Here is a 24,662-nt window from a genome sequence, read left to right as displayed (position 1 = left end):
ACTCACGATGGATGTGAGCAAGGATTGATATTACTCACGATGGACGTGAGCAAGGATTGAAGTTACTCACGATGGACGTGAGCAAGGATTGAATTTATCACGATGGATGTGAGCAAGGATTGAATTTATCACGATGGATGTGAGCAAGGATTGATAAAACCCACATAGGATATAGTGGTAGGAGGTTTAGGATATATCAATGGATGATGCAGTGTTTTCACATGGATTGATAAGGAGATAGCTAGGATGGTATCTAACAAATCATAAGTGCATGCTTATCTTATTGAGAGCATGCACTTATGAAAGCTTCTTAAAATGACTCTATTAAACTTCTTAAAACCTAGAACCTAGATAAGCAGCCAAGTCGCAGTGCCTAAAAAGGCGAAAATACCTACGATGTCGGTAACTGTAGTCAATACTACACTGCCTGCAAGTGCAGGATCTATTTTCATTTTTTTCAGTAGTAATGGAATGCTTGCTCCCGCAATACCTGCCGCTACTAAATTCATAAACATAGCAAAAGCTAATACGCCACCAAGCTTGAAGTCCCACTGCCACAGTGCAACAACACCGGCAATTAATATAGACCATACCATGCCATTAATAGCACCGATTGCTAGCTCTTTTAATAACAAGAATCGTTGGTTTGTCTGATTTATATGTCCTACAGCAATACCACGAATAACCAGGGTTAATGTTTGGCTACCCGCAACTCCACCCATTGAAGGCACAATACCGTTAAGTACTGCGAGAATCGGTAATATGGCTAAGGTGTTTTCAAAAAAGCTAGCCACAATTGCAGCCAACAATGCTGTTAGTAAATTTACACCGAGCCAAATTGAGCGCTTTTTAGAGCTTTTTAATACGGGAGCAAAGGTATCCTCTTCGTCATCAAGACCCGCCATGCTTAGAAGGCTATGTTCAGCATCTTCACGAATTACATCAACAATATCATCGATTGTAATACGCCCTAACAAGTGGTCGTTATCGTCAACAACAGGTGCCGAAATCCAGTTGTGTCTTTCAAATAGCTGGGCAACTTCACTTTCATCCATTGCAATTGAAATAGATTCGCAATCTTCGTCCATTAAATCACGAATTATTTTATCAGGTGGATTGGTAAGCAAAGTTGTAAGTGACATAGCCCCTAAAAAACAATTGTGTTTATCAACGACGTATAAGTCATCAGTGCCTTCAGGTAGTTCGCCACGTAAACGTAAGTAACGTAATACTACATCGATAGTAACATCGGGGCGGATGGCTACCGTATCGGTGTTCATTAGTGCGCCGGCAGAACGCTCTTGATAAGAGAGGGCTTGCGTCGCTCGCTCTCTATCTTGGCTATCCATAGCGCCAACAACGTCTTGATAGACGGTCTCTGGTAAGCTACGTAATACTTCCCCTAAATCATCATGGCTCATGTCCTCTGTCGCCGCAGCAATATGCTCAGGCTCCATTTGAGCTATGATCCCAAGGCGTACGTCTTCAGAAAGTTCTTCTAAAACATCGCCTCTGACATCTGGATCAACAAGTTGCCATAGTAGAGTTCGTATTTTATGGGGGGAAGATTCAAGGAGAAGAGCTGTATCACACGGTGCTGTTTTTGCCAGCATACGCCTAACTTGAACAAATTGACCACTATTAAGTGACTTAGTCACTTGTTTTAGTTGTTGTAGTGGGTAATCTTGTTCAAAAGCTTCTGGCATTAGTGTCCTTATATCATGTGTATTTCTGAGGGTAGGTCAAAAACTAATAATATATTACAGTTCTTACATGCATGGTTAGTTTAACTCACTTTTAAGTGACAGACCACGCACTATTCATGCTCGTGAAAGCGTTGCTCTATAAGTTCGCCAATAGAATTAAGGGCCGGCTCTGCATCAGGCCCTTCACACACAACTTTTACTTCTTTACCTTGACTGCTTTCAAGTAACATTAAAGCCAACACACTGTCACCTGCTGCTTGCTTATCATCTTGGAAAAGAGTGATAGTTGCATCAAATTTAACGGCGAGTTGAGCTAATACCGTTGCAGCCCTTGCGTGCAAACCTAATTTATTTCTAATTAAAAAAGTACCTTCTGAACGCATATACAACAGGCCTATTTAAAATCAATCTTGCTCACGATGGCGAATTTTTACATTGTTATGACTCATTGCAAAGCTTTCACCTATGGTTTGTGCTAAATATACAGAGCGGTGTTGCCCTCCGGTACAACCTATAGCAATAGTTAAATAGCTACGGTTGTTTCGCTCTAAATGCGGTAACCATGTTTGTACAAACGTTTGAATTTGCCACGTAAATTTTTGCACTATGCTGTGGCTTGCCAGGTAATCCTTTACAGGCTGGTCTAAACCTGTGAGGGGCTTTAACTCTGGTTCCCAATGAGGGTTGGGTAAAAAGCGAGCATCAAAAACATAATCAGCTTGTTTAGGTATGCCGTGTTTAAAGCCAAAAGATTCAAATGTTATGATCAGTGTTTTATCTTTTTTGCCTAAGATCTTTTCTCTGATCGACTCGGCCAGTTGATGCACACTGAGCTCAGTGGTATCTAAGATAAAGTCAGCGCGAGTTATCAGTACATCGAGTAATATTTTTTCTTGTTTAATGGCCAAATCAAGCGGCAAACTATCGATAGAAAGAGGGTGTAATCGACGAGTTTCAGAAAAGCGTTTGATAAGTGTTTGGTCATCACTGTCGAGATAAAACAAAGTTGGATTTGCAAAACCAGGCAAATACTCAAGGATGTCGTTGAACTCTTCTTGTTCTTTGGGTAAGTTGCGCACATCAATACTGACTGCAATCTTATCGTAATTCTCTGACACACTTCGAACTAAAGAAGGGAGTAAATTGACCGGAATATTATCAACACAGTAATAGCCAAGATCTTCAAGTACGCGAAGCGCGACGGATTTACCTGAACCAGACCGCCCACTGATAATAATCAATTCCATGTAACCTCTCCTTCACTTTCTTATGAATGCTCAACAATAACTTGATATAAATCGTGATCTGTTTTTGCGCTACGTAGTTGTTTACAAAACTCTTTATCGTTAAGTTTATCAGCAATTGTTGCTAACGTCTTCAAATGAAGTTGGCAATCTCCATCAGGTACGATCAGTGCTACAAAAATATCGACAGGACGATTATCAATTGCATCAAAGCTAATGGGGGTTTCACTCACTAAGATTAGTGCTAGAGGAGATTGTGCGCCACTCATACGACCATGTGGAATAGCAATACCTCGACCAATGCCTGTGCTACCAAGTTTTTCCCGGTTTAATAAAGCGTTAAGGATCTCTTGTTGTGTAAGGTGAGGAAGCTTTTCATGAGCCAGTTGGCTAATAAATTCTAGAATTCGTTTTTTGCTATTAAAAAGGACCGCAGCTTTACTGCAGTCCTCAGAAGTAAGTGAACTTAATTTCATAGTATTAGTGTCGAGCGTGCTTCTCTTTGTGTTTTATTACTTGGCGGTCTAATTTATCAATTAGTCCGTCAATCGCAGCATACATATCTTGATGTTCAGTTGAAGCAAATAAATCAGCACCGCTAACATGTATTGTGGCTTCCGCTTTTTGACTTAATTTTTCTACGTCAAGAATCACATGTACATTATTAATACTATCAAAGTGCCTTTCAAGCTTCGCAAACTTATTGTGTACATAGTCTCTAAGTGAATCGGTAATTTCTACGTGGCGACCAGTTAAGTTAATTTGCATAAGCATTTTCCTTCTTTGTTTTTTACGCCTTAAATCAAACTCTTTCTTTGATTTGACGGTGGAATAGCTAGAGACTCACGATATTTTGCAATTGTGCGTCTAGCTACTTTGATACCTTGCTCAGCCAATATATCTGCAATTTTACTATCACTCAATGGTTTCGCTGAGTTTTCTGCGCTAATAAGCTTTTTGATCAATGCACGGATAGCTGTAGAAGAGCATTCCCCGCCATTTTCGGTGCTTACATGGCTAGAGAAAAAGTACTTCAACTCAAAAATACCACGTGGTGTATGCATATACTTTTGAGTTGTTACGCGTGAGATAGTTGACTCATGCATCTCTACCATTTCTGCTACATCATTAAGTACCATCGGGCGCATGGCTTCGGGGCCGTGTTCAAAAAAACCTTGCTGCTGTTTCACTATGCAATTAGTAACTTTGAGCAGTGTTTCATTACGGCTTTCTAAGCTTTTAATAAACCATTTTGCTTCTTGCAGATGTGAACGAATAAACTGACTGTCACTGCTCGATTTTACTGAACGAGACATCGCAGCGTATTGGCTGTTCACTCTAATTTTAGGCATGCTGTCTGGGTTTAACTCGACCATCCAGCGACCTTTAACTTTTTTCACTGAAACATCAGGGATAACATACTCGGACTCTTCGCGCACAATAGTATCTGCGGGCTTAGGGTTCAAGCTGTGTATCAGTGTCATGACTTCTTTTAGCTCATCTTCTTTAAGCTTAGTCTTTTTCATCAAAGTACGGTAGTCACGACTCGCTAAAAGATCGATATATTCAGTCAAAATCATTTTAGTCTCTGCAAGCCATGGCGTTGCCGGGTCAAACTGATTTAGTTGTATACATAAACACTCTTGTAAGCTGCGTGCGGCAATCCCTATTGGATCAAATAATTGGATGCGCTTTAAAACAGCTTGGACTTCATCAAGTTCTATTTCTTCTTCGTTATTATCTTTATTTAAACTTTCAACAATATCTTCGCAGCTAAGTGTTAAAATACCCGATTCATCAATCGCTTCAACAATAGCAATGGCTATGGCTTCATCGGTCGGGCTAAATGGCGTTAATTGCAGCTGCCACATGATGTATTCATGCAGTGTTTCAGTGGAAGCACCTTGGTAAATAGACTCATCTTCAGGCATTGGTCCTGATGAGCTAGAAGGCGCAGCGCTCATGTACTCATCCCATGTTACATCCATGGCCATTTCGTCGCTGACAGTTTCTTTATTCAGTGCTTCACTACTTTCTTGTTCGTATTCACTTGGTGTTTCATCAGCAGATGCACTGACTGTTACTTCATCAGTGTCTTGTTTTTGCTCATTTTTGCCTGCAGTTTCATCACTAAATTCATGCTCCTCAACTTCTAGTAAAGGATTACTGTCGAGTGCTTCCTGAATTTCTTGTTGGAGATCCAATGTACTGAGTTGCAACAAACGAATAGCTTGTTGTAACTGAGGTGTCATTGTCAATTGCTGGCCCATGCGCAGCTGGAGTGATTGCCTCATTTATCTTTAACAATCCTTTTATTATGTAATCAGAATTAAGTTTAGCAGATAGTTAGCTGAACGTTGGTTTATAGCCTAAATTGCTCACCCAGGTAAACATCGCGTACTGTTTGGTCGGCAAGCACATGTTCAGGAGTGCCTGAAGCAATTAGCTCACCATGAGAAACAATGTAGGCTTTTTCACAAACATCAAGGGTTTCTCGTACATTATGATCTGTAATCAACACCCCGATGCCTCGGTTTTTAAGGTGTTCAATTATCTTCTTTATATCTAACACTGAAATTGGATCAACACCAGCAAAAGGCTCATCTAATAAAATAAATTTAGGATTTGCGGCTAATGCGCGTGCAATTTCAACTCGGCGGCGTTCGCCACCTGATAACGCCATACCTTGGCTATCACGTATATGTTGTATGCTAAATTCATCAAGCAGGCCATCAAGGGCTTCTTCGCGAGCTGTTTTATTTAGCTCTTTACGGGTTTCTAAAATCGCCATCAAATTTTGATAAACGGTTAACTTACGAAAAATAGATGACTCTTGCGGTAAATAACCAATACCTAATCGCGCACGGCTATGCATAGGCAGTAATGTAATGTCGTTATCATCAATGCTTATTTTGCCTTTGTCGCTCGGCACTAGGCCTACAATCATGTAGAAAGTGGTGGTTTTACCTGCACCATTTGGGCCCAGTAAACCGACTATGCTTCCTGCACTTACCTCTAAGCCCACACTCTTTACAACTTGACGACCTTTATAGCTTTTAGCTAAAAATTCAGCTTTTAATGTACTCATGGCTGACCTTTTGACTTTGCTTTTTTATTTTCAATAGGCACTAAAATAGTATGTACGCGGTCATCTGAGTCTTCATCTTTTTGCGCACTAATTAGTTGTTGCTCCATGTCATAAGAGATGCTTTTTGCATTAATCTTTTGCCCAGCTTGAGTTACTTGAGCATTGCCAATTAGCGTTAAGTAACGTTCAGCTACATCGTAACGAACTTCGTTTGCGCTGGCACTCATGATTGAGCCGTCATCTTGTTTTTCTTCGAAATAAGCTGGGTTACCCGTTGCAATAAGTAGTTGCTTATTCTCGCCTAACTTGTCGCGTTTATGTACTTCTAAGCGGTCAGCAGTAATGCGGCGTACGCCATGGATTATTTCAACATTCGATTCGAAAATACCGACATTAGATTTTAGCTGTGCTTGCTGTTTATCGGCACTGATTGATACTTGGTTTGCAGCGGGAAGTTCACTTTGCGCAACACTTGAGTAAGCAATGAATAGGCTTGGAATTACAAGCATTTGGGCAAGTTTATTGGTCATAATATATGGTTCGCGTATGGTTAATTAATTCAATTACTTCGGCTTTTAAATCGGCTTTTAGCCCGCGGCCAGTAATTTTTAAATCAGGCCCGACTAACTCTACAGGTTGCTCTGAACTCATGGTTTGTAGCTCAATATCAACTTGGATGTTATCGGCATTAATATGATCTATCATGGCATTGTCTGTAAGGTTTATTGCCGTCACATTGCCTTCTAAAATCAGCTGGTTATTTTCATACAACGTGGCCTCAGCTGCATTAATTTGCCACATTTGCTCTTGATTATATAAGGTAAAAATAGGCTCTTCAAAGTAAGTGAACCCTAACTGCTGATATAGCTCCATTTTTGCAGCGGTTACTTTGTGACTTATTTTTCCTTGCTCATCAAAGGCTGTTTGTTTTAATGCGACAGCCGTGTAATCTGGCTTAGCAATAATGTCTTCTTCAACGAGCTGTTTTGTATTTGATTGGTTAAAGTATGGATACCAAAGCCAAACCATACAGCCTATAAATAGTACGCTTAAAATTAAACGCGCACTATTCATGAGCTAGTACCTGTACTCGTCAGCGGTAGGCCATTTTCAAGCATCAGTAAATCAGTAAGCTCTCTGACCGCACCAAATCCACCCGGTAGCATGGTTGTGTAATGTGCTATTCGTTTTATCAACGGGTGAGCGTCATTAACCGCTACAGCAAAGCCAACCTGCTCCATTACCGGTAAATCAGGGCCATCATCACCAATGTAAGCAATTTCATCATCAGTTAAAGTCAGCGTATCTTTTAACTCTTGATAGGCTTGCAATTTATTCTCTTGGCCTTGATAAATATGTTTAACAGTTAGACTAGTCATACGCTGCTGAACAATGTGTGAATGACGTCCTGTAATCACTGCCACTTCAATACCACTGTTTATCAATGCTTTAATACCAAAACCGTCTTTAGTATTAAAGGCTTTTAATTCTTCGCCTTGGTTACCAAGGTAAATACGACCATCAGAAAAAACACCATCAATATCGCAGATTAGTAGCTTTACTTTTTTAGCTCGGGTCTGGGCATCTTTACTCAATGGTTGATATAAATCAGCAAACTGCATTTATAAAACTCCTGCTTTTAGCAAGTCTTGCATATTAAGTGCACCAATAGGGTGTTGGTTATCATCAATAACAATAAGGCCATTTATTCGTTTACGTTCCATGATGTTTAGCGCTTCAGCGGCAAGCATATCGGCTGTCGCTGTGGTACATGAACGCGTCATAACTTCACTGATTAGGGTGTTATGAATATCAATACGTTGTTCTAAAATTCTGCGTAAATCACCATCGGTAAATAGCCCTGTTAGTTGTCCAGCTTCATTCACAACAGCGGTCATACCTAACCCTTTGGCAGACATTTCTATTAAGGCATCTTTTATGCGCTGGGTATCTTTAATGATAGGCGTTGCATCACCATCGTGCATCAAATCTTTCAGGCACAGTAACAAACGTTTGCCTAAACTTCCGCCAGGGTGAGAAAGCGCAAAGTCATCTGCGGTAAAGCCTCTGGTTTCAAGTAAAGCAACTGCAATAGCATCGCCCATAGCAAGTGTGGCAGTGGTGCTTGCTGTAGGGGCTAACCCAAGCGGGCATGCTTCTTGTGATACTTTTATACATACATGCGCATCCGCCCATTTTGCCATCGAAGAGCTTGGGTTTCCTGTCATAGCAACCATTTTAGCCCCGATGCGCTTGATAACAGGAATAATATTAAGCACTTCGCTGGTTTCGCCGGAGTTTGATATAAGCATAACGACATCATTTTGAGTGATCATACCTAAATCGCCGTGGCTTGCTTCGCCTGGGTGAACAAAAAAAGCTGGGGTACCAGTGCTTGCAAGTGTTGCAGCAATTTTGTTACCTATATGACCCGACTTGCCCATACCAACAACAATTATTCGCCCTTGGCATTGAAACATTAATTGGCATGCTTTATTAAAGCTATCATCTAGATACTGAATAATATCATCAAGTGCTTGGCGCTCAATTGTGAGTACGCGCTTACCTTGCTCAATAAAATTTAACTGCGTCATTTATTATCCATTTATGTTGGCATTAAGCTACTTGGCTAAAAATATAACCTTGGTACGCTACAAATGCAGCGAGCAGTAAACCACCTTCAATTCTATTTATTCGCTGAGTGCCTTTAATACTTAGCGACATAGCGATTAACGCGAGTGTTGCACCAATCATTATGAGTGCGTCACGGTTTGCTGCTGAAGGGTCTATGATTGATGGGTTTATAATACCTGCCAAAGGCAAAACAGCTAATATGTTAAATATATTTGAGCCAACAATGTTGCCTAACGCAAGGTCATCTTCATTTTTTAACACCCCGGCTATACAGGCTGCTAATTCAGGTAAGCTTGTGCCAATAGCAATAATCGTTAAACCAATAACAAGGTCGCTGAGGCCAAAATATTTTGCAATATCAACAGCAGAGCCAACTAAAAAGTGTGAACTTAAGGGCAGTAATATCATGCCTACCACGAGCCAGAAAAAGGCGTTTTTAGTTGGCACGTTATCTGGCACATCTTCACATGCTTCACTTACAAAAGGGTCATCAGCTTGGTTTTTGTCACGAATAGAAATAATGATAAGTCCGGCGATAAACACAATAAAAGCGATTAATAATGCTATACCTTCAGCAAATGAAAAGTAGTTATCAGAGAAAACATACCATGCACCCAAAGAAACGATTAATACCAGTGGCATTTCACGCTTCAGAGTTGTCGATGACACCAAAAGAGGGCGAAGAAGTGCAGTAATACCTAGTACTAATAAAATATTAGTGATATTTGAACCAACGGCATTACCAACGGCGGTGTCGGTTTTACCCGCAAGTGCTGCAGAAGCTGAGACCATCATTTCTGGTGCAGAGGAGCCCATAGCGACAACGGTTAAACCAACAATTAAAGTAGGTACGCCAAAGTTTTTTGCCAGCGCTGCGGCGCCATATACAAAGCGATCTGCGCTCCAAACAAGCCCAGCAAACCCAAGAATCAAAATGACAAAAGAAGTCACCATTACATTACGCCAATTACTCAATATCAAATTGACTTAAATAATATCAAAAGCCAGCTTGAAAGTATAAATAAAAGAATCAGGTCAAGTTATTAGCAAAACGTTATTAGTATGAACAAAAGTACAACGTTAGATATTATGCTAACCTGTATTTTCCTTGCTTAGGTTGTTATTACATAGAATATTACAAAATTTTACGATTTGTTTTTTCCATCTGAGTACAAAAAGCTTTAAAATAGAAAAAGTAGTGAAAATGATAATGGAGAGCGACTTGTCGCAACCAATAGTAGAAATCAAGGATGTAAGCTTTTCAAGGGGCGATAGAAGCATATATAAAAATATGAGCTTCAGCGTTCCTAAAGGTAAGATCACTGCCATTATGGGGCCCAGCGGTATAGGTAAAACAACTATGCTGCGATTAATTGGTGGCCAATTAAAACCTGATAGCGGCACGATTTTATTTGAAGGTGATAATATCCCAACCATGACGCGTAAAGAGCTTTATGCTGCGCGTACCAAAATGAGTATGTTGTTTCAAAGCGGCGCATTGTTTACCGATATGTCAGTGTTTGACAATATCGCTTTTCCACTTAGAGAGCATACCCGTCTTAGCGAAGATTTAATCCGCCTTGTTGTACTGATGAAGCTTCAAGCTGTTGGCTTGCGCGGTGCACAAGACTTGATGCCATCGGAACTCTCTGGTGGTATGGCACGGCGTGCTGCCTTGGCGCGTTCAATCGCACTTGATCCAGAACTCATTATGTATGATGAGCCATTTGCTGGACAAGACCCTATCTCAATGGGGGTTTTAGTCAAGCTAATCAAATCACTAAACCAAGTATTAGGTTTATCTTCGTTAATTGTTACGCATGATGTAACTGAAGTTATGAGTATCGCGGATCATGTAATTATCATTGCTGATCAAGGTGTGATTGGAAGTGGTTCTCCTGAGCAAATGCGTAATCATGAGTCGCCATTAGTGCAGCAGTTCTTAAAAGGACTTTCTGATGGGCCTGTACCGTTCCATTTCCCCGCAGAACCTTATAATGATGAATTACTAGGAGTGCTTAGCTAATGTTCGATATGTTACAAAAGCTAGGTCAGAAAACATTTGGCCGATTTGCAGCGCTTGGGCGCTCTACGCAAATGTTAATTGGTGCGTTGTGGAACTTGCCAAACTTTCGTAAAGGAACTCCATTACTTGTTCGTCAGTTATATATGGTTGGTTCGCAATCATTACTGATTATTATGGTATCAGGTTTGTTTATCGGTATGGTGCTCGCGTTACAAGGTTACACCGTATTAGTGGGCTATGGTGCTGAGGATAGTCTTGGGCCATTGGTTGCGTTAAGTTTACTTAGAGAGCTGGGACCTGTTGTGACAGCCCTTCTGTTTGCTGGACGAGCAGGAAGTGCGCTAACCGCAGAGATAGGTCTAATGAAAGCAACCGAACAGCTTTCAAGCTTAGAAATGATGGCTATCGACCCACTTAAGCGCATTATTGCGCCACGGTTCTGGGCGGGCTTTATCAGTATGCCGTTACTTGCATTGATATTTTCAGCGGTTGCTATAATCGGCGCTCACTTAGTGGGTGTAGATTGGTTAGGGGTCGATACAGGTAGCTTTTGGTCAATCATGCAATCTCAAGTGTCATTCCAACAGGATATTTTAAATGGCATGATCAAGAGTTTTGTATTTGCCATCGTTGTAACTTGGATTGCACTTTATAAAGGGTATGACTGTGTGCCGACATCAGAGGGCATCAGTAAAGCAACTACAGAGACTGTTGTGCACTCATCTCTGGCTGTTTTAGGGTTTGATTTTATTTTGACAGCGGTAATGTTTACCAGCTAAAAAAGGTATAGATAATGAATTCACGGAAATTAGAAATTTTAGTTGGCTTTTTCGTCGCTTTAGGGATTGCAGCATTTGCAATGTTGGCATTGAAAGTGGCTAACGCAGGTATTAGTGGTAATGGAGATACTTATTTATTAAAGGCTAAATTTGATAATATTGGCTCACTAAAAGCGCGAGCGCCTATTAAAGTCGGTGGCGTAGTTGTTGGCCGTGTTGAAGCAATCTCTATCCATCCTCAAGAGTTTTTACCAGTGGTTGATATGACTATTGATGCGCAATATCAATGTCGATTTTCAGATACTAGCTCAGTGTCTATTTTAACATCAGGGATTTTAGGTGAGCAGTACTTAGGCATTAATCCGGTTATTGCACCTAAATCAGCTGAGCAGGCATGTTTAGGACTTGAAGTAACAAGTAATGATGGCGACTTAGGATTAGATGAGTTATTTGGTGTCGAGAGTAAAGCATTAAACAATGGTGACTTTATTACGGATACCAAGTCAGCGTTAGTACTTGAAGAATTAATTGGGCAGTTCTTATTCAACCAAGGTGGCGAGTAATTATTATGTTTAAAAAACTTTTAGCGTTAGTTGCATTTGCTTTTATCGCAACCAATGCAAATGCAAATGCAAATACAGACCAAGTAAATTTAAAAGACCCATACAAAATGGTGCGCCAAGTATCGGATAATACTTTTCAACGTATTACCCGAGACCAGCCACTGATTGAAAAAAACAAAGAGCATTTACGAGTTATTGTTACTGAAGAATTAATGCCATATATTGATTACAAATACGCTGCCCTTCGCGTGTTAGGTAGCCATGTATCGAAAGTCCGTGCGATTAAAGATCCTAGCGAACAAAAACAAGCAATTGAAGATATCAAAATATTTATAGATGTTTTTCAAGAGTACTTAATTGCTACGTATGCGGGTGTATTTACCCAATACACTAATCAGCAGGTTGAGTTTGCTCCTAGCCGAGAATTTGCAGGACAAGATGTTGTTCTAGTTAAAACCAAAATTGTTGACCCGGGTAAACCGGATATCAAAATTGACTTTAAGGTCCGCGAAGATAGAAGTGGTGAATGGCGCGCGTACGACATGGTTGCAGAAGGCATTAGTTTACTGGATGCAAAGCAAAGTGAGCTGCAAGGTATTCTTCGCCAGCAAGGTATTGAGCACGTAAGTAACCTGCTTAAGCAAAAAAGTCAGTTACCGGTCCAATTTAGAGGCGATGGTGGTAATGAGTAAAGTAAGCGTTACTCAAGTAACTGATCATGAGTTTCGAGTCAGTGGTGAACTCACTCGAAACTCAATCACAACTGAACAGCTTCTTAATAAAAACTCACAAAGTAGCCATAAAACCTGGTATTTTGACCTTTCTGAGGTGTCTAGGGTTGACACGGCGGGCTTAGCTTGGTTAATTCACTCTTTCGCAGAATTAAAGCAGCAAGGCATTCGCCTTGAATTGCAAAATATTCCTGAACAGCTGCAAAATTTAATGCAGTTGGGACAGGTTACAACCTTATTTGAGTGAGAGTTATGCAAACAAGCGAAGTCGAAACATTATTACGCGACGAATTACAATTAGCAGAAGTACATGTTAAAGCCAATGGTAGCCATTATGAAGTGGTTGCAGTGGGTGATTGTTTTGATGGCTTAAGCCGTGTTAAAAAACAGCAGTTAGTGTATGGTCCATTAATGAACACTATTTCTGACGGTACGATCCATGCTGTATCTATTCGTGCATTTACACCTACAGAGTGGAAGCGTGAACAAAAATTTATCTTACCGCAATAGTTAAGGCCTCCTAATGGATCAATTTGTAATTCAAGGTGGCACTGGCTTAGCTGGTGAAGTTACCATTTCTGGCGCTAAAAATGCCGCATTACCTATTCTTTTTGCTGCGCTATTGGCTGATGGAAAAAGTACCTTCAAAAATGTCCCACGGCTACGTGATATTGGCACAACAGAAGCGCTATTACAGACGCTCGGTGCACAAGTGCTGTGGCAAAATGACCAACTTGTTATTGATGGTGCGACAGTCAATAAAACACTCGCACCTTACGAGTTAGTAAAACAAATGCGCGCCTCGGTTCTTGCTTTAGGGCCTTTGGTAGCTCGCTTTGGTGAAGCTCAGGTTTCCCTTCCTGGTGGCTGTGCTATCGGTGCACGCCCTGTTGATATCCATATTCAAGGCCTTGAGCGCATGGGCGCGACGATCAAGGTTGAAAACGGCTACATTAATGCCAGTGTAGAAGGGCGCTTGAAAGGCGCTGAAATCTTCATGGAAATGGTCAGTGTTGGTGCAACTGAGAACTTGCTAATGGCAGCGACTTTGGCTGATGGTAAGACCGTTCTAGAAAATGCAGCACGTGAACCAGAGATCGCTGATTTAGCGGCCTGCTTAACTGCGATGGGGGCTAAAATATCGGGTGCAGGCACTAGCCGCATTGAGGTCGAAGGTGTTGAAAAGCTAAATGGTTGTGAGCATCGTATTTTACCTGATCGCATAGAAACCGGTACTTTCTTGGTTGCGGCGGCAATGGCAGGTGGCGAGGTGCTATGTAAATCAACTGATTTTCACAGCCTTGAACCTGTTATTGAAAAGCTTCGCGCAGCCAATGCACTAGTCGAAGTGACCGATGACAGCATATATTTAGATATGCGTAACCGTGAATTAAAAGCGGTTAATATTAAAACTATGCCACACCCTGGCTTTCCAACTGATATGCAAGCGCAGTTTACAGCGCTTAATGTGGTGGCTAATGGCAGTGCAACAATCACTGAAACAATTTTTGAAAACCGTTTCATGCACGTACCAGAACTACAGCGTATGGGGGCTAATATCCGTTTAGAGGGAAACACTGCAATTTGTGGTGAGACCGAAAGCTTAAGCGGTGCGCAAGTGATGGCAACAGATTTGCGTGCTTCGGCGAGTTTGATTTTAACGGGAATTGTAGCCAAAGGTGAAACTATAGTTGATCGTATCTATCATGTTGATCGTGGTTACCAGCGTATTGAAGATAAGCTCAGCGCACTAGGTGCAAACATCAAACGCAGAAGTAGTTAATCGCCTAGAACCTAGGTCCTAGCTCTAGGCCCTAGGTTTTATAGTTCTGTTTCAAGTTCGGCCACTTTGACCATCACTTTTAAAATTTCCCCACTTCGATAAAGCTGAAACTCAATCTCATTTCCGGGTTCAGAATTTCCTATTAACGTAAGCGTACGTTGTGGGTTACTGACATCTTTCCCTGCTATCTTAACGATTATATCTTGCTCTTTTATACCAGCCTGCCATGCAGGACCAAAAGGGTCTAGGCTTGTTATACGAAGCCCTGCAACGGGCGTATAATTGTCGCTGACCTCTTTACCTGTATTATCAACAGCGGTGCCTGTAAAGCCTAAGTAACCTCTTACAACACGGCCATGACGTATTAGTTTATCCATTACTTCTTTTGCTAAAGAATAGGGCACAGCGAAGAAAATACCTTGAATATCCAAATTTTCACGTGTTTTGAACTGTGCCGATGTGATCCCCACCAAATCACCTCTAGAGTTAACTAACGCGCCACCTGAGTTTCCTACATTTATAGCAGCATCCATTTGTAACAAGCTATTGAATGGGCTGTCAGTAATTTTTTGTTTTCCTGTTGCGCTGATTATTCCTTGGGTAATTGTTTGCCCTAAATTTAGTGGGTTTCCTATAGCGAGTACTACATCACCCACACGTGGATTAAAGTTATTATTCACCGGGATAACGGGCAAGTGCTCAGCATTAATTTTTAATAACGCCAAATCGGTAATTGTGTCAAAGCCAATAAGTTGCACATCAAAAAAGCGGCGACCATCAGTGAGGATCACCATTATTTGATCTGCGTTATTAATCACATGATAGTTAGTTAATATGTAACCATCACTGGACATGATAACGCCTGAGCCTAGTTCTTGAACAGTGTTTTGGCGTTTGTATCGGGGCTGGCTAGAAATACTCTCAGAGAAAATGGTGACAACGGATGGCCCAGCTCGCTCTACTGCTTCAGAAAAGCTCAGGTGTTGACTTGTTATAGCGCTGGGCAGGGCAACATTCGGTAAAAGACTTGCTCGCATATTAGGGCTAAAGAATACCACTAAGAAAGCGATACCGAGGCCAGCAAATAAAGGGGGAAGTACAAATTTAAAAAATTTTAGCACGGTATTCTTATTATTAGAGGGCAATCCCTTTATTTTGGCACAAAAAAAATAACAGCGGCAAGTGCCGCTGTTATAAATTTCGTTATTTAATCAATATTTATATTATTGGATCAATACAAACACAGATTCGCGCCCTCTTTGTACGCCAAGGACGATATTGCCTCTAGTGTTTTCGATGATTTCATTCATGTCTCTGATATTTTCTACACGTTGACGGTTAACCTGCATAATAATATCACCTTCTTCTAAGCCAACACGTGCGGCAGGAGAACGAGGATCAACAGATGTAAGCTCAACACCTTTTGCGCCATTTCGCTGGGTTGTTTTAAGTGTTGCACCTTGGAATGCTGGGTGTAATTCATCACCTGAAGCGCTTTGACCAGAAGCACCATCAAGAGTTACATTAACTATTTTTACTTTACCGTCACGGTAAATACCCAGTTTCACTTTTTTACCTTCGCCTAGTGTCGCAATCTTACTGCGCAGTTCATGGAACCCGCTGATATCAGTGCCATCAACACTAGTAATTACATCACCCGCTTTAATACCTGATTTACTAGCGGCAGAATCATCCATTACTTGCATGACATAGGCCCCTTGCTTAACATCGAGTTTCTGTGCTTTTGCAAGGCCTGCATCAAGTGGGCGGCCAGAAATACCCAGAGATCCTCTGCGGGTTTCACCATGTTCAATTATTTGATCTACTAGGTTTTTCATCATATTAGAAGGAATAGCAAAACCAATGCCTACATTTCCACCTGATGCGCCTAATATGGCGGTATTAATACCAATCAGTTCACCATTTAAATTAACTAATGCGCCACCTGAATTACCTTGATTTATTGCCGCATCTGTTTGAATGAAATCTTCATAACCTTCAATATTTAAGCCGCTGCGACCAAGCGCACTAACAATACCTGATGTTACTGTGTGGCTTAAGCCAAATGGGTTACCGATTGCGACTGCAAAATCACCCACACGCAGTTGATCTGAATTAGCTAGTTTGATTTCGACCAAGTCATCAGCATCAATTTGTAATAGGGCAATGTCAGATTCTTTATCACTGCCGATCCGTTTAGCTTCGTACTCGCGGCCATCTTCAAGTGTAACAAGCATTTTTTCTGCATCTTGCACAACGTGATTATTGGTTACTACATAGCCTTCATCGGCATCAATAATAACACCGGACCCTAGTCCACTAAATTCACGCTTTTGGCTGCGTGGTTGAGGATTACCAAAAAAGAAGTCAAGGGGATCGGCGCGTCTGCGTACTTCTTTAGAGCCTGATACTTGTATACTCACAACACCTGGGGTGATTTGTTCTAGCATTGGGGCTAAAGTTGGTAATTGTTGACCATTTACTGCAATTGGCATTTTTGCCATTGAAACTGCAGGGGTTAATAGTAGGCTCGCAGATAGAACAGCTGCGCTGATTAACGATAATTTCATTTTCATAGTCAAGGTTTACTCCACATCACAGGAAAAGTAAAAACTAAAAAGGCTGCAAATAGCAGCCTCATTAAGGTATAGATATTATATAAAGCTGTTATATCTAAAGACTATGGGGTCAAAAAAAAGTTCCTCAAGATGCTTTCGATTGTTCCGAAACTTTGTTGTCACCAGCAAATAAACCAGATTCACCCGAGACATAATCAGCAGGCTGAGCATTGGCAGATGAACGATCGCTTTGACGTTCCTTTAAAGAACGTTGAAGCTGTTCTGTGGTTTCTTTTGAGAAAAAAGGTTCTGCAGGATGCTGCTTTTTGTCATTAAGTAATAACTTATTTGTTTCATCAACATGGTTTAAAAGCTGGTCATAATTGTCTTTCATGCGATTTACTAGCTTACCGGTACTTGCTAAGTGATCGGCAACATCTTGGCGATACTGCTCTAGTGCATGCTTAGCTTGCTCTGCTTGTTCTTCTAGTTCATCTTGCTTAAATTGTTTTTTAGTCACAAAAGCGCCCAAAAAGAATGCTGCTACGGCAACAATAACAATAATACCAATCCAAGTAACGGTGCCCATAAATTCTACCCCTTTGGGAAATAAAAACGAAAAAATTGCGTGTGTAATTAATAAGTTTAGTCTGTGCTTATGTAACCTGAGCTCAGGTTATATAAATCTTACTATCTCTAATATACCCCGAGTTACGATGCGTGTTAATATATTGCGCAAATTAAACCGTGTTTTATTGTAACTACCTATGACTCCTTGGCAAAAATACCAGCAAGATTTACAGCGTGATGATTTTGTACATGATGCTGCGCAAGAAAATGCAGTGCGTCATTTACAGCGACTATACGATGACTTAACCGCTGCAAAGCCAGCTGAAAAAGGCTGGTTTGCAAAGCTATTTAATAAAGATAGCACGCCAACTATAAAAGGCCTGTACTTTTGGGGGGGTGTAGGGCGCGGTAAAACCTACTTAGTTGATACATTTTATGAAGCGCTACCCGGTGAGCGCAAGATGCGTGTGCATTTTCATCGCTTTATGCATCGTGTACATGATGAGTTGAAAAAACTAAATAATAAATCTAACCCACTCGAAATTGTTGCGGATATATTTAAAGCAGAAACAGACATCATCTGCTTTGATGAGTTTTTTGTACAAGACATCACCGACGCTATGTTGCTGGGTGGTTTAATGGAAGCGTTATTTGAACGTGGCATTGTTTTAGTGGCGACTTCTAATATTGTGCCAGATGAGCTTTATCGCAATGGACTTCAGCGTGCACGTTTTTTACCTGCGATTGCATTAGTTAATGAAAATACTGAAATCGTTAATGTTGATTCGGGTATTGATTATCGCTTGCGCACACTTGAGCAAGCTGAAATATTTCACAGCCCACTAGATGCACAGGCCGATAAGAACTTGTTTGAATACTTTGATAAGTTATCACCAGAGCCGGGCACCTTGGATACAACGATAGAAATTGAAGGGCGGATGATCAAAACTCGTAAGGTATCAGATTGTATTGTGATGTTTGATTTCCCTGAGTTATGTGAAACGGCCCGCAGCCAAGTCGATTATATGGAAATAAGCCGTTTGTATAACACGGTTATTTTATCAAATGTAAAGCAGCTTGGACAAAGTAACGACGATGCCGCGCGCCGCTTTATAGCATTAGTTGATGAATTTTATGAGCGTAATGTGACACTAATCATCTCAGCAGAAAAACCGATCACTGAACTTTATACTCAAGGGAATCTAAACTTTGAGTTCAAGCGTTGTATTAGTCGGTTACAAGAAATGCAGTCACTGGAGTATCTTGCAAGAGAGCATTTAGCTTAATGAACCTGAACTTTGGTTAATTAGATAGAGCACTTAAATTTCTTGCGGAAAAAACAAGCGCTAGGTAGCAATGTGGTTTAAGTGCTGGTATACTCCCGCGTCTGCCACGTTGCGTTCTATTGCCTTCATTAGCTTAGCCTCTTTTGAATGGCGCAAAAGTCTTAAACTCGAAGGGGTTGGAGCAAACATTTAGAGCGGTAATTAATAATAATTACCTGTGGTTTTAATTGAAAAACATTGGATTTTTATAAATGAAAACGTTTGTTGCTAAGCCAGAAACAGTAAAACGTGACTGGTACGTAGTTGACGCTGAAGGTAAAACTTTAGGTCGCATCGCTACTGAAATCGCTCATCGCCTACGCGGTAAGCACAAAGCTGAATATACTCCACACGTAGATACTGGTGATTACATCATCGTTATCAACGCGGAGAAAGTTACTGTAACTGGTAACAAATTCAAAGATAAAGTTTACTACGCTCACTCTGGTTTCCCAGGTGGTCTTAAGTCTACTACTTTTGATAAACTTCAAGCTGCAAAGCCTGAAATGATCATCGAAAAAGCTGTTAAAGGCATGTTGCCACGTGGTCCTTTAGGCCGCGCTATGTACCGTAAACTTAAAGTTTACGCGGGTACTGAGCACAACCATGCTGCACAACAGCCTCAGGTTCTAGACATTTAAGGAGCACTATCATGGCAAATCAATACTACGGTACAGGTCGTCGTAAAAGTTCAAGTGCTCGCGTATTCTTACGCCCAGGCACTGGTAACATCGTAATCAACAAGCGCTCTTTAGAAGAGTACTTTGGTCGCGAAACAGCACGTATGGTTGTTCGTCAAGCTCTTGAGCTTGTAGATATGACTGAAAAGTTTGACTTACACATCACTGTTGCAGGTGGTGGTACTACTGGTCAAGCTGGCGCAATCCGTCACGGTATCACTCGTGCACTTATGGAGTTTGACGAGTCACTACGTCCACAACTTCGTAAAGCCGGTTTCGTTACTCGTGATGCGCGTAAAGTTGAGCGTAAGAAAGTGGGTCTTAAGAAAGCACGTAAGCGTCCACAGTTCTCAAAACGTTAATATTACGTTTTACAGAATTCCAAAAACCCAGCTTCGGCTGGGTTTTTTGTTTATGGATGAAAAAATTAGCGATAAACACAGTGTCACCCTATACACCGTAGCGTGGGTTGAGTATCACCAATCCTACGAGCAAAAGAATCCCACGCCCCCCCAAAGCTCTATGCATCCCTTTAAAACGGATTGCAGTAAATTTGAGAAACTCGCACTTTTTACAAGTAATCAGCAAACGAGTATTAAATATGCGCCTAATAATTAACCTGCTTGGGCCTTTACTGCGTATAACTTTAAAAAAAGTTCAATAATAATCATAATAAGTGTAAATCCATCAGTTAATTGATGGATTTTTTTGCTACAATTGTCTGGCAAGTAATGTGAGTGAGTTCAACAGCACCATGTGCAGTTTATCTGCTTCCTCTTAGTGAGGTTGATCTTGGTCAGTATATTGTTTTTGTAAAAGTTATATCATAGAGACGGCTCTATGCTCGAGCTAGCTTAATCAGTTTTTGATAAAGTCAGGATTATTCGAGCATGAGGCTGTTAATAACCTTGTTTTAATAATGGGTTTTAATTATGATCGCTTCTATTTTAAAATTTCGAAAAATTAACCTGCTGTAACTGATGTTCTCAATATAGCAAGTGTTGGGAATCATAGTGGAGATAAGTGGATGAGCAATGCGCCTGTAGACAATGGCCGACGTCGCTTTTTAACCATAGCTACCTCTGTTGTTGGTGGTGTTGGTGCGGCTGGGGCTGCTGTTCCTTTTATTGCGTCTTGGAATCCAAGTGAGCGAGCTAAATCTGCGGGTGCGCCTGTAGAAGTAGATATCAGCAAACTTGAGCCAGGACAATTAATACGTGTCGAGTGGCGTGGTAAACCTGTATGGGTTGTATCACGGACCCCAAAAATGCTTGAGCAGATGAAAGCTCACGAAGGTCAACTTCGTGATCCGCAATCGCAAGAGCCACAACAATTAGAATCATCAACGAATGATTTCCGTTCAATACGTCCAGAGATTTTTGTCGCTGTTGGTATTTGTACGCATCTAGGGTGTTCACCTAGCTTCCTACAAGGTGGCTTTGGTGAGAAAGTGGAAGGGACTGAAGACGGTTTTTACTGTCCATGTCATGGTTCTAAATTTGATATGGCTGGCCGTGTTTTCCAATCGGTACCAGCACCATTAAACCTAGAAATTCCACCATATACTTTTCTTGATGAGACCACTATTTTAGTGGGCGAAGAACAAGGGGTGGCCTAATGTTTGGAAAAATTGTTGATTGGATAGACGACCGTATCCCAATGACACGTGTTTGGAACATGCATATTGCACAGTATCCAGCACCTAAAAACTTTAACTTCTGGTACTTCTTTGGCTCTCTAGCCATGTTGGTACTAGTAAACCAAATCCTAACTGGGATTTGGTTAACAATGAACTACGTGCCTTCAGCTGAAGGGGCGTTCGCTTCTATTGAATACATCATGCGTGATGTTGAGTATGGTTGGCTTTTACGCTATCTACATTCAACGGGTGCATCAGCATTCTTCATTGTTGTATACCTTCATATGTTCCGTGGCATGATCTACGGTTCTTACCAAAAGCCGCGTGAATTACTGTGGTTATTCGGTATGTTCATTTTCTTAGCCCTAATGGCTGAAGCGTTCATGGGGTACTTATTACCATGGGGCCAAATGTCGTTCTGGGGTGCACAGGTAATTATCTCACTATTCGGTGCTATTCCGGTTATTGGTGACGATTTAACACTGTGGATCCGTGGTGACTACGTAATTTCTGGTGCAACGCTTAACCGCTTCTTTGCACTGCATGTAATTGCATTGCCATTGGTTATTGTTATCTTAGTATTTTTACACATTGTTGCACTACACGAAGTGGGTTCAAACAACCCTGACGGTATTGATAATAAACGTAAAAAAGGAACCGTGGCCGAAGAAGACAAGCCTAAATTTAAGTTCCATGAATACTATACTGATAAGAAAGACATCATCGATGCGATACCGTTCCACCCTTATTACACAGTAAAAGATATTGTGGGCGTGGTTGGTTTCTTAATCTTGTTCTGTTGGGTTGTGTTCTTTATGCCAGCTATGGGCGGTTTCTTCCTAGAAGCGCCAAATTTTGAAGCTGCTAACCCACTTAAAACACCAGAGCATATTTTCCCTGTTTGGTACTTTACGCCATTCTATGCAATCTTACGTGCAATCCCTGATAAATTAATGGGTGTTGCAGCAATGGGTGCATCAATAGTCGTACTAGCATTATTACCTTGGATTGACCGTGGTTCGGTTCGTTCAGTTCGTTACCGTTGTGGTTTCCATAAATGGAATATTGCAGGTTTTGTTGTAACTTTCGTTCTCTTAGGTTGGGTTGGTGCTACACCTCAAACTGACTTTAAAACGATTGTTTCGCAAGTCTGTACTGTGACTTACTTTATGTTCTTCGTACTGTTATTTGTTTACAGTAAGAATGAAAAAACTAAGCCATTGCCTGAGAGGTTAACGAAATGATGAAAAAACTACTTATTGGTTTATTCGCTTTATCAGTAAACGTGTTACCTGCAATGGCGGCTGGCCCGTCAGTTCCTTTAATGGAAGCGGGTAACGATATATCTGATCAACCATCTTTACAACGTGGCGCAAAGTTGTTCATGAATTACTGCCTTGGTTGTCACCAAATGCAGTACCAACGTTATGAACGTACTTTCCGTGATATTGGTATTCCAACAGATGTTGGTCAAGAGCAACTTATTTTTGATGGTTCAAAAGTAGGTAGCCACATTACCAATGCGATGGCTAAAGAAGATGCTGCAAAATGGTTTGGCGCAGCGCCACCTGATTTAACCAATGTTGCACGAGTTCGTGGTAGTGATTGGATTTACACTTACTTAAAGTCATTTTACAAAGATGAATCTCGTCCATTTGGCGTGAATAATACGTTATTCCCGTCAGTAGGTATGCCGCATGTTCTGCAAGAGCTGCAAGGTTTACCAACACCTATTGTCGAAGAAGTTGAAGAAAATGGTCACAAAGTGACTAAGGTCGTCGGCACTGAAACAGATGGTACAGGCGAAATGAGCGTGGATGAATACGACCAAGCGGCTCGTGACTTAACTAACTTCCTTGAGTATGTAGGTGAACCTACACGTCTTGAGTCTGAAGCGTTAGGTATTAAGGTAATAGGGTTCTTAATTATCCTATTTATCTTGGCATTCATGCTGAAGAAAGAATACTGGAGAGATGTTCATTAATTTTGAACATATTTAAAGGTAATTTTGCAATAGGGGCTTAAGCCCCTATTGCTGTTTTAGTTATATAATGGAGGTAGGCATGGCCGTAGCTGCCAATAAGCGCCCTGTAATGACCCTTTTTTCTGGTGCTAACTGTATGTATAGTCACCAAGTACGCATTGTACTTGCAGAAAAAGGTGTAAGTGTAGATATTCATTTGGCTGAAAAGGATAATCTGCCAGAAGCACTTCACGAAATTAACCCTTACGGTACAGTGCCAACACTGATTGACCGTGAGCTTGGTTTATATCAGGCAAACATCATCATGGAATACCTTGATGAACGTTTTCCTCATCCTCCACTAATGCCTGTTTACCCGGTAATGCGTGGTCGTAGCCGTTTGATGATGCATCGTATCGATACTGACTGGTATAGCCTAGCAGCAAAAATATATGCTAATGGTACTGAGTCAGCCCAAGCACGTAAAGAGCTTACTGAAGCACTACTAGCAGTATCAGCAATCTTCACTGAAGCGCCATACTTTATGAGCGAAGAGTTCAGTTTAGTTGATTGTTACTTAGCACCTCTATTATGGCGTTTACCAGAACTTGGTATTGAGCTAAATGGTGCAGGTTCTAAAGAAATGAAAGAGTACATGATTCGTTTATTCGAACGTGAATCTTTCCAAGCTTCTTTAACGGAAGCTGAGCGTGAGATCCGTTTGTAATGACATCTAATCGTCCTTATTTGCTCCGTGCATTTTTTGATTGGATTGTTGATAATCAATGTACACCACATTTAGTAGTGAACGCTGATTTTCCTGCCGTGCAAATTCCAACGCAGTTTGTCCAAGATGGCCAAATTGTTTTGAATGTTAGCCCGTCAGCCGTTACGCAGTTTTCGATGGATAACCAACAATTGAGTTTTAATGCTCGATTTGGTGGTCAACCAATGCAAGTATATGTACCAATAGGTGCTGTACTTGCAATATATGCACGTGAAAACGGTGAAGGAACTGTATTTACCGCAGAAGAGTTTTTAGAGGACGAAGACGATTTTGCACTACAGCCAGAGCCGGTTGAATTAGTTGATGAACCGATCATTGATGAGCCTGAGTCACCTAAACCTGACAAGAAGAAAGGGTCACATTTACGTGTTATTAAATAAAACGTGAATAATTAAAAAAGCCGCTTTATAGCGGTTTTTTTGTGTCTGAAAGATCATATACAGTTTAGGTATACGACTTGATAAACTTTGTTACACATTAAAATCGTTTGCCAATGCTCAGTCATATATTGTTTTGTTGATCAGGTTTAATATAGTGGATGCGAATAGGTTGATGAGGTTTATCGCTTCTACGTATTCAATCAATA

Annotated in this window: 30 protein-coding genes; 15 read left to right on the top strand and 15 right to left on the bottom strand. The window is 40.9% G+C overall.

Going from position 1 to position 24,662, the window contains the following annotated elements; all coding sequences use genetic code 11:
- Nucleotides 1-347: 347 nt before the first annotated feature.
- The 12 genes from mgtE to ACHUE3_RS12825 all read right to left on the bottom strand — a co-directional run bounded on the left by mgtE (nt 348) and on the right by ACHUE3_RS12825 (nt 9,626).
- Nucleotides 348-1,706 carry a magnesium transporter gene (mgtE, locus tag ACHUE3_RS12880; RefSeq protein ID WP_394192811.1) on the bottom strand — a complete coding sequence of 453 codons (1,359 nt, stop codon included), beginning with the start codon at nt 1,704-1,706 and terminating at the stop codon, nt 348-350.
- 110 nt (nt 1,707-1,816) lie between these two features.
- A complete protein-coding gene (locus tag ACHUE3_RS12875) occupies nt 1,817-2,089 on the bottom strand; it encodes an HPr family phosphocarrier protein (protein WP_394192810.1) in 273 nt (90 codons plus the stop codon).
- A 21-nt stretch (nt 2,090-2,110) separates the two neighbouring features.
- Nucleotides 2,111-2,953: an RNase adapter RapZ gene (rapZ, locus tag ACHUE3_RS12870; protein WP_099295314.1), complete on the bottom strand. Its 843-nt coding sequence runs from the start codon at nt 2,951-2,953 to the stop codon at nt 2,111-2,113.
- Nucleotides 2,954-2,973: 20 nt separating this feature from the next.
- The gene (ptsN, locus tag ACHUE3_RS12865; protein ID WP_099295313.1) at nt 2,974-3,426 is read right to left on the bottom strand and encodes a PTS IIA-like nitrogen regulatory protein PtsN; all 453 of its coding nucleotides are present in this window, start codon (nt 3,424-3,426) and stop codon (nt 2,974-2,976) included.
- Nucleotides 3,427-3,430: 4 nt separating this feature from the next.
- Nucleotides 3,431-3,718 carry a ribosome hibernation promoting factor gene (gene hpf, locus ACHUE3_RS12860; protein ID WP_099295312.1) on the bottom strand — a complete coding sequence of 96 codons (288 nt, stop codon included), beginning with the start codon at nt 3,716-3,718 and terminating at the stop codon, nt 3,431-3,433.
- A 29-nt stretch (nt 3,719-3,747) separates the two neighbouring features.
- Nucleotides 3,748-5,244 (bottom strand): RNA polymerase factor sigma-54, encoded by a 1,497-nt coding sequence (locus ACHUE3_RS12855; RefSeq protein ID WP_394192809.1) that lies wholly within the window; start codon nt 5,242-5,244, stop codon nt 3,748-3,750.
- A gap of 68 nt (nt 5,245-5,312) precedes the next feature.
- Nucleotides 5,313-6,038 carry an LPS export ABC transporter ATP-binding protein gene (gene lptB, locus ACHUE3_RS12850; RefSeq protein ID WP_394192808.1) on the bottom strand — a complete coding sequence of 242 codons (726 nt, stop codon included), beginning with the start codon at nt 6,036-6,038 and terminating at the stop codon, nt 5,313-5,315.
- Nucleotides 6,035-6,568 carry a lipopolysaccharide transport periplasmic protein LptA gene (gene lptA, locus ACHUE3_RS12845; protein WP_394192807.1) on the bottom strand — a complete coding sequence of 178 codons (534 nt, stop codon included), beginning with the start codon at nt 6,566-6,568 and terminating at the stop codon, nt 6,035-6,037. The genes lptB and lptA overlap by 4 nt, the downstream gene beginning before the upstream one ends.
- Entirely contained in the window at nt 6,558-7,112 is a 555-nt protein-coding gene (lptC, locus tag ACHUE3_RS12840; RefSeq protein ID WP_394192806.1) for an LPS export ABC transporter periplasmic protein LptC, read from the bottom strand. Before lptC ends, lptA begins: the two co-directional genes overlap by 11 nt.
- Nucleotides 7,109-7,660, bottom strand: a complete 552-nt coding sequence (gene kdsC / locus ACHUE3_RS12835; RefSeq protein ID WP_394192805.1) for a 3-deoxy-manno-octulosonate-8-phosphatase KdsC — start codon at nt 7,658-7,660, stop codon at nt 7,109-7,111. Before kdsC ends, lptC begins: the two co-directional genes overlap by 4 nt.
- Nucleotides 7,661-8,632 (bottom strand): KpsF/GutQ family sugar-phosphate isomerase, encoded by a 972-nt coding sequence (locus ACHUE3_RS12830; protein WP_394192804.1) that lies wholly within the window; start codon nt 8,630-8,632, stop codon nt 7,661-7,663. It abuts the gene before it with no gap.
- Between the two features lie 22 nt (nt 8,633-8,654).
- Entirely contained in the window at nt 8,655-9,626 is a 972-nt protein-coding gene (locus tag ACHUE3_RS12825; protein ID WP_394192803.1) for a calcium/sodium antiporter, read from the bottom strand.
- A 256-nt stretch (nt 9,627-9,882) separates the two neighbouring features.
- Between ACHUE3_RS12825 and mlaF the strand changes: the two genes are divergently transcribed.
- The 7 genes from mlaF to murA are packed head-to-tail and all read left to right on the top strand — an operon-like array spanning nt 9,883 to nt 14,554.
- Complete coding sequence (mlaF, locus tag ACHUE3_RS12820) at nt 9,883-10,698, top strand: phospholipid ABC transporter ATP-binding protein MlaF (protein ID WP_099295483.1); 816 nt, start codon at nt 9,883-9,885, stop codon at nt 10,696-10,698.
- Nucleotides 10,698-11,477, top strand: coding sequence for a lipid asymmetry maintenance ABC transporter permease subunit MlaE (gene mlaE / locus ACHUE3_RS12815; protein ID WP_099295303.1), 780 nt, complete (start codon nt 10,698-10,700; stop codon nt 11,475-11,477). Before mlaF ends, mlaE begins: the two co-directional genes overlap by 1 nt.
- 14 nt (nt 11,478-11,491) lie before the next feature.
- The gene (mlaD, locus tag ACHUE3_RS12810; RefSeq protein ID WP_394192802.1) at nt 11,492-12,040 is read left to right on the top strand and encodes an outer membrane lipid asymmetry maintenance protein MlaD; all 549 of its coding nucleotides are present in this window, start codon (nt 11,492-11,494) and stop codon (nt 12,038-12,040) included.
- Between the two features lie 5 nt (nt 12,041-12,045).
- Nucleotides 12,046-12,732, top strand: a complete 687-nt coding sequence (locus tag ACHUE3_RS12805; RefSeq protein ID WP_394192801.1) for an MlaC/ttg2D family ABC transporter substrate-binding protein — start codon at nt 12,046-12,048, stop codon at nt 12,730-12,732.
- Nucleotides 12,725-13,018, top strand: a complete 294-nt coding sequence (locus tag ACHUE3_RS12800; RefSeq protein WP_394192800.1) for an STAS domain-containing protein — start codon at nt 12,725-12,727, stop codon at nt 13,016-13,018. Before ACHUE3_RS12805 ends, ACHUE3_RS12800 begins: the two co-directional genes overlap by 8 nt.
- A 5-nt stretch (nt 13,019-13,023) precedes the next feature.
- On the top strand, nt 13,024-13,281 hold the full coding sequence (locus ACHUE3_RS12795) for a BolA family protein (protein ID WP_394192799.1): 258 nt from the start codon (nt 13,024-13,026) through the stop codon (nt 13,279-13,281).
- A gap of 13 nt (nt 13,282-13,294) precedes the next feature.
- Nucleotides 13,295-14,554, top strand: coding sequence for a UDP-N-acetylglucosamine 1-carboxyvinyltransferase (gene murA, locus ACHUE3_RS12790; protein ID WP_394192798.1), 1,260 nt, complete (start codon nt 13,295-13,297; stop codon nt 14,552-14,554).
- A 38-nt stretch (nt 14,555-14,592) separates the two neighbouring features.
- Here the strand turns inward: murA and ACHUE3_RS12785 are convergent, their stop codons facing one another.
- From ACHUE3_RS12785 to ACHUE3_RS12775, 3 genes are all read right to left on the bottom strand, one after another.
- The gene (locus ACHUE3_RS12785) at nt 14,593-15,675 is read right to left on the bottom strand and encodes a trypsin-like peptidase domain-containing protein (protein WP_394192797.1); all 1,083 of its coding nucleotides are present in this window, start codon (nt 15,673-15,675) and stop codon (nt 14,593-14,595) included.
- A gap of 102 nt (nt 15,676-15,777) precedes the next feature.
- Nucleotides 15,778-17,130 carry a Do family serine endopeptidase gene (locus tag ACHUE3_RS12780; protein ID WP_394192796.1) on the bottom strand — a complete coding sequence of 451 codons (1,353 nt, stop codon included), beginning with the start codon at nt 17,128-17,130 and terminating at the stop codon, nt 15,778-15,780.
- Between the two features lie 127 nt (nt 17,131-17,257).
- Nucleotides 17,258-17,701, bottom strand: coding sequence for a Z-ring associated ZapG family protein (locus ACHUE3_RS12775; RefSeq protein WP_394192795.1), 444 nt, complete (start codon nt 17,699-17,701; stop codon nt 17,258-17,260).
- A gap of 178 nt (nt 17,702-17,879) precedes the next feature.
- On the opposite strand from ACHUE3_RS12775, the gene zapE reads away from it, so the two are divergent.
- From zapE to ACHUE3_RS12735, 8 genes are all read left to right on the top strand, one after another.
- Nucleotides 17,880-18,968 carry a cell division protein ZapE gene (zapE, locus tag ACHUE3_RS12770; protein ID WP_394192794.1) on the top strand — a complete coding sequence of 363 codons (1,089 nt, stop codon included), beginning with the start codon at nt 17,880-17,882 and terminating at the stop codon, nt 18,966-18,968.
- A 251-nt stretch (nt 18,969-19,219) separates the two neighbouring features.
- Entirely contained in the window at nt 19,220-19,648 is a 429-nt protein-coding gene (gene rplM, locus ACHUE3_RS12765; protein ID WP_002957960.1) for a 50S ribosomal protein L13, read from the top strand.
- Nucleotides 19,649-19,656: 8 nt separating this feature from the next.
- Entirely contained in the window at nt 19,657-20,049 is a 393-nt protein-coding gene (rpsI, locus tag ACHUE3_RS12760; RefSeq protein ID WP_024600778.1) for a 30S ribosomal protein S9, read from the top strand.
- A gap of 665 nt (nt 20,050-20,714) precedes the next feature.
- Nucleotides 20,715-21,305, top strand: coding sequence for a ubiquinol-cytochrome c reductase iron-sulfur subunit (gene petA, locus ACHUE3_RS12755; protein WP_058560963.1), 591 nt, complete (start codon nt 20,715-20,717; stop codon nt 21,303-21,305).
- The gene (locus tag ACHUE3_RS12750) at nt 21,305-22,570 is read left to right on the top strand and encodes a cytochrome b (protein ID WP_058560964.1); all 1,266 of its coding nucleotides are present in this window, start codon (nt 21,305-21,307) and stop codon (nt 22,568-22,570) included. Before petA ends, ACHUE3_RS12750 begins: the two co-directional genes overlap by 1 nt.
- Nucleotides 22,567-23,310 carry a cytochrome c1 gene (locus ACHUE3_RS12745; RefSeq protein ID WP_394192793.1) on the top strand — a complete coding sequence of 248 codons (744 nt, stop codon included), beginning with the start codon at nt 22,567-22,569 and terminating at the stop codon, nt 23,308-23,310. The genes ACHUE3_RS12750 and ACHUE3_RS12745 overlap by 4 nt, the downstream gene beginning before the upstream one ends.
- Before the next feature lie 79 nt (nt 23,311-23,389).
- On the top strand, nt 23,390-24,016 hold the full coding sequence (gene sspA, locus ACHUE3_RS12740; RefSeq protein WP_394192792.1) for a stringent starvation protein SspA: 627 nt from the start codon (nt 23,390-23,392) through the stop codon (nt 24,014-24,016).
- On the top strand, nt 24,016-24,456 hold the full coding sequence (locus ACHUE3_RS12735) for a ClpXP protease specificity-enhancing factor (protein WP_394192791.1): 441 nt from the start codon (nt 24,016-24,018) through the stop codon (nt 24,454-24,456). The genes sspA and ACHUE3_RS12735 overlap by 1 nt, the downstream gene beginning before the upstream one ends.
- The last annotated feature ends 206 nt before the right edge of the window (nt 24,457-24,662 follow it).

It is taken from the genome of Pseudoalteromonas atlantica, from assembly GCF_043641955.1.
GTDB classification, from domain to species: domain Bacteria; phylum Pseudomonadota; class Gammaproteobacteria; order Enterobacterales; family Alteromonadaceae; genus Pseudoalteromonas; species Pseudoalteromonas atlantica_A.
The sequence above is the reverse complement of the archived record's forward strand: the minus strand, read 5'-3'. Positions and strand labels throughout refer to the sequence as shown.

Bases quoted from the DNA above. Each gene is read 5' to 3' on its own strand.
- mgtE (WP_394192811.1), bottom strand. From the start codon at position 1,706: ATGCCAGAAGCTTTTGAACAAGATTACCCACTACAACAACTAAAACAA.
- ACHUE3_RS12875 (WP_394192810.1), bottom strand. From the start codon at position 2,089: ATGCGTTCAGAAGGTACTTTTTTAATTAGAAATAAATTAGGTTTGCAC.
- rapZ (WP_099295314.1), bottom strand. From the start codon at position 2,953: ATGGAATTGATTATTATCAGTGGGCGGTCTGGTTCAGGTAAATCCGTC.
- ptsN (WP_099295313.1), bottom strand. From the start codon at position 3,426: ATGAAATTAAGTTCACTTACTTCTGAGGACTGCAGTAAAGCTGCGGTC.
- hpf (WP_099295312.1), bottom strand. From the start codon at position 3,718: ATGCAAATTAACTTAACTGGTCGCCACGTAGAAATTACCGATTCACTT.
- ACHUE3_RS12855 (WP_394192809.1), bottom strand. From the start codon at position 5,244: ATGAGGCAATCACTCCAGCTGCGCATGGGCCAGCAATTGACAATGACA.
- lptB (WP_394192808.1), bottom strand. From the start codon at position 6,038: ATGAGTACATTAAAAGCTGAATTTTTAGCTAAAAGCTATAAAGGTCGT.
- lptA (WP_394192807.1), bottom strand. From the start codon at position 6,568: ATGACCAATAAACTTGCCCAAATGCTTGTAATTCCAAGCCTATTCATT.
- lptC (WP_394192806.1), bottom strand. From the start codon at position 7,112: ATGAATAGTGCGCGTTTAATTTTAAGCGTACTATTTATAGGCTGTATG.
- kdsC (WP_394192805.1), bottom strand. From the start codon at position 7,660: ATGCAGTTTGCTGATTTATATCAACCATTGAGTAAAGATGCCCAGACC.
- ACHUE3_RS12830 (WP_394192804.1), bottom strand. From the start codon at position 8,632: ATGACGCAGTTAAATTTTATTGAGCAAGGTAAGCGCGTACTCACAATT.
- ACHUE3_RS12825 (WP_394192803.1), bottom strand. From the start codon at position 9,626: ATGGTGACTTCTTTTGTCATTTTGATTCTTGGGTTTGCTGGGCTTGTT.
- mlaF (WP_099295483.1), top strand. From the start codon at position 9,883: ATGGAGAGCGACTTGTCGCAACCAATAGTAGAAATCAAGGATGTAAGC.
- mlaE (WP_099295303.1), top strand. From the start codon at position 10,698: ATGTTCGATATGTTACAAAAGCTAGGTCAGAAAACATTTGGCCGATTT.
- mlaD (WP_394192802.1), top strand. From the start codon at position 11,492: ATGAATTCACGGAAATTAGAAATTTTAGTTGGCTTTTTCGTCGCTTTA.
- ACHUE3_RS12805 (WP_394192801.1), top strand. From the start codon at position 12,046: ATGTTTAAAAAACTTTTAGCGTTAGTTGCATTTGCTTTTATCGCAACC.
- ACHUE3_RS12800 (WP_394192800.1), top strand. From the start codon at position 12,725: ATGAGTAAAGTAAGCGTTACTCAAGTAACTGATCATGAGTTTCGAGTC.
- ACHUE3_RS12795 (WP_394192799.1), top strand. From the start codon at position 13,024: ATGCAAACAAGCGAAGTCGAAACATTATTACGCGACGAATTACAATTA.
- murA (WP_394192798.1), top strand. From the start codon at position 13,295: ATGGATCAATTTGTAATTCAAGGTGGCACTGGCTTAGCTGGTGAAGTT.
- ACHUE3_RS12780 (WP_394192796.1), bottom strand. From the start codon at position 17,130: ATGAAAATGAAATTATCGTTAATCAGCGCAGCTGTTCTATCTGCGAGC.
- ACHUE3_RS12775 (WP_394192795.1), bottom strand. From the start codon at position 17,701: ATGGGCACCGTTACTTGGATTGGTATTATTGTTATTGTTGCCGTAGCA.
- zapE (WP_394192794.1), top strand. From the start codon at position 17,880: ATGACTCCTTGGCAAAAATACCAGCAAGATTTACAGCGTGATGATTTT.
- rplM (WP_002957960.1), top strand. From the start codon at position 19,220: ATGAAAACGTTTGTTGCTAAGCCAGAAACAGTAAAACGTGACTGGTAC.
- petA (WP_058560963.1), top strand. From the start codon at position 20,715: ATGAGCAATGCGCCTGTAGACAATGGCCGACGTCGCTTTTTAACCATA.
- ACHUE3_RS12750 (WP_058560964.1), top strand. From the start codon at position 21,305: ATGTTTGGAAAAATTGTTGATTGGATAGACGACCGTATCCCAATGACA.
- ACHUE3_RS12745 (WP_394192793.1), top strand. From the start codon at position 22,567: ATGATGAAAAAACTACTTATTGGTTTATTCGCTTTATCAGTAAACGTG.
- sspA (WP_394192792.1), top strand. From the start codon at position 23,390: ATGGCCGTAGCTGCCAATAAGCGCCCTGTAATGACCCTTTTTTCTGGT.
- ACHUE3_RS12735 (WP_394192791.1), top strand. From the start codon at position 24,016: ATGACATCTAATCGTCCTTATTTGCTCCGTGCATTTTTTGATTGGATT.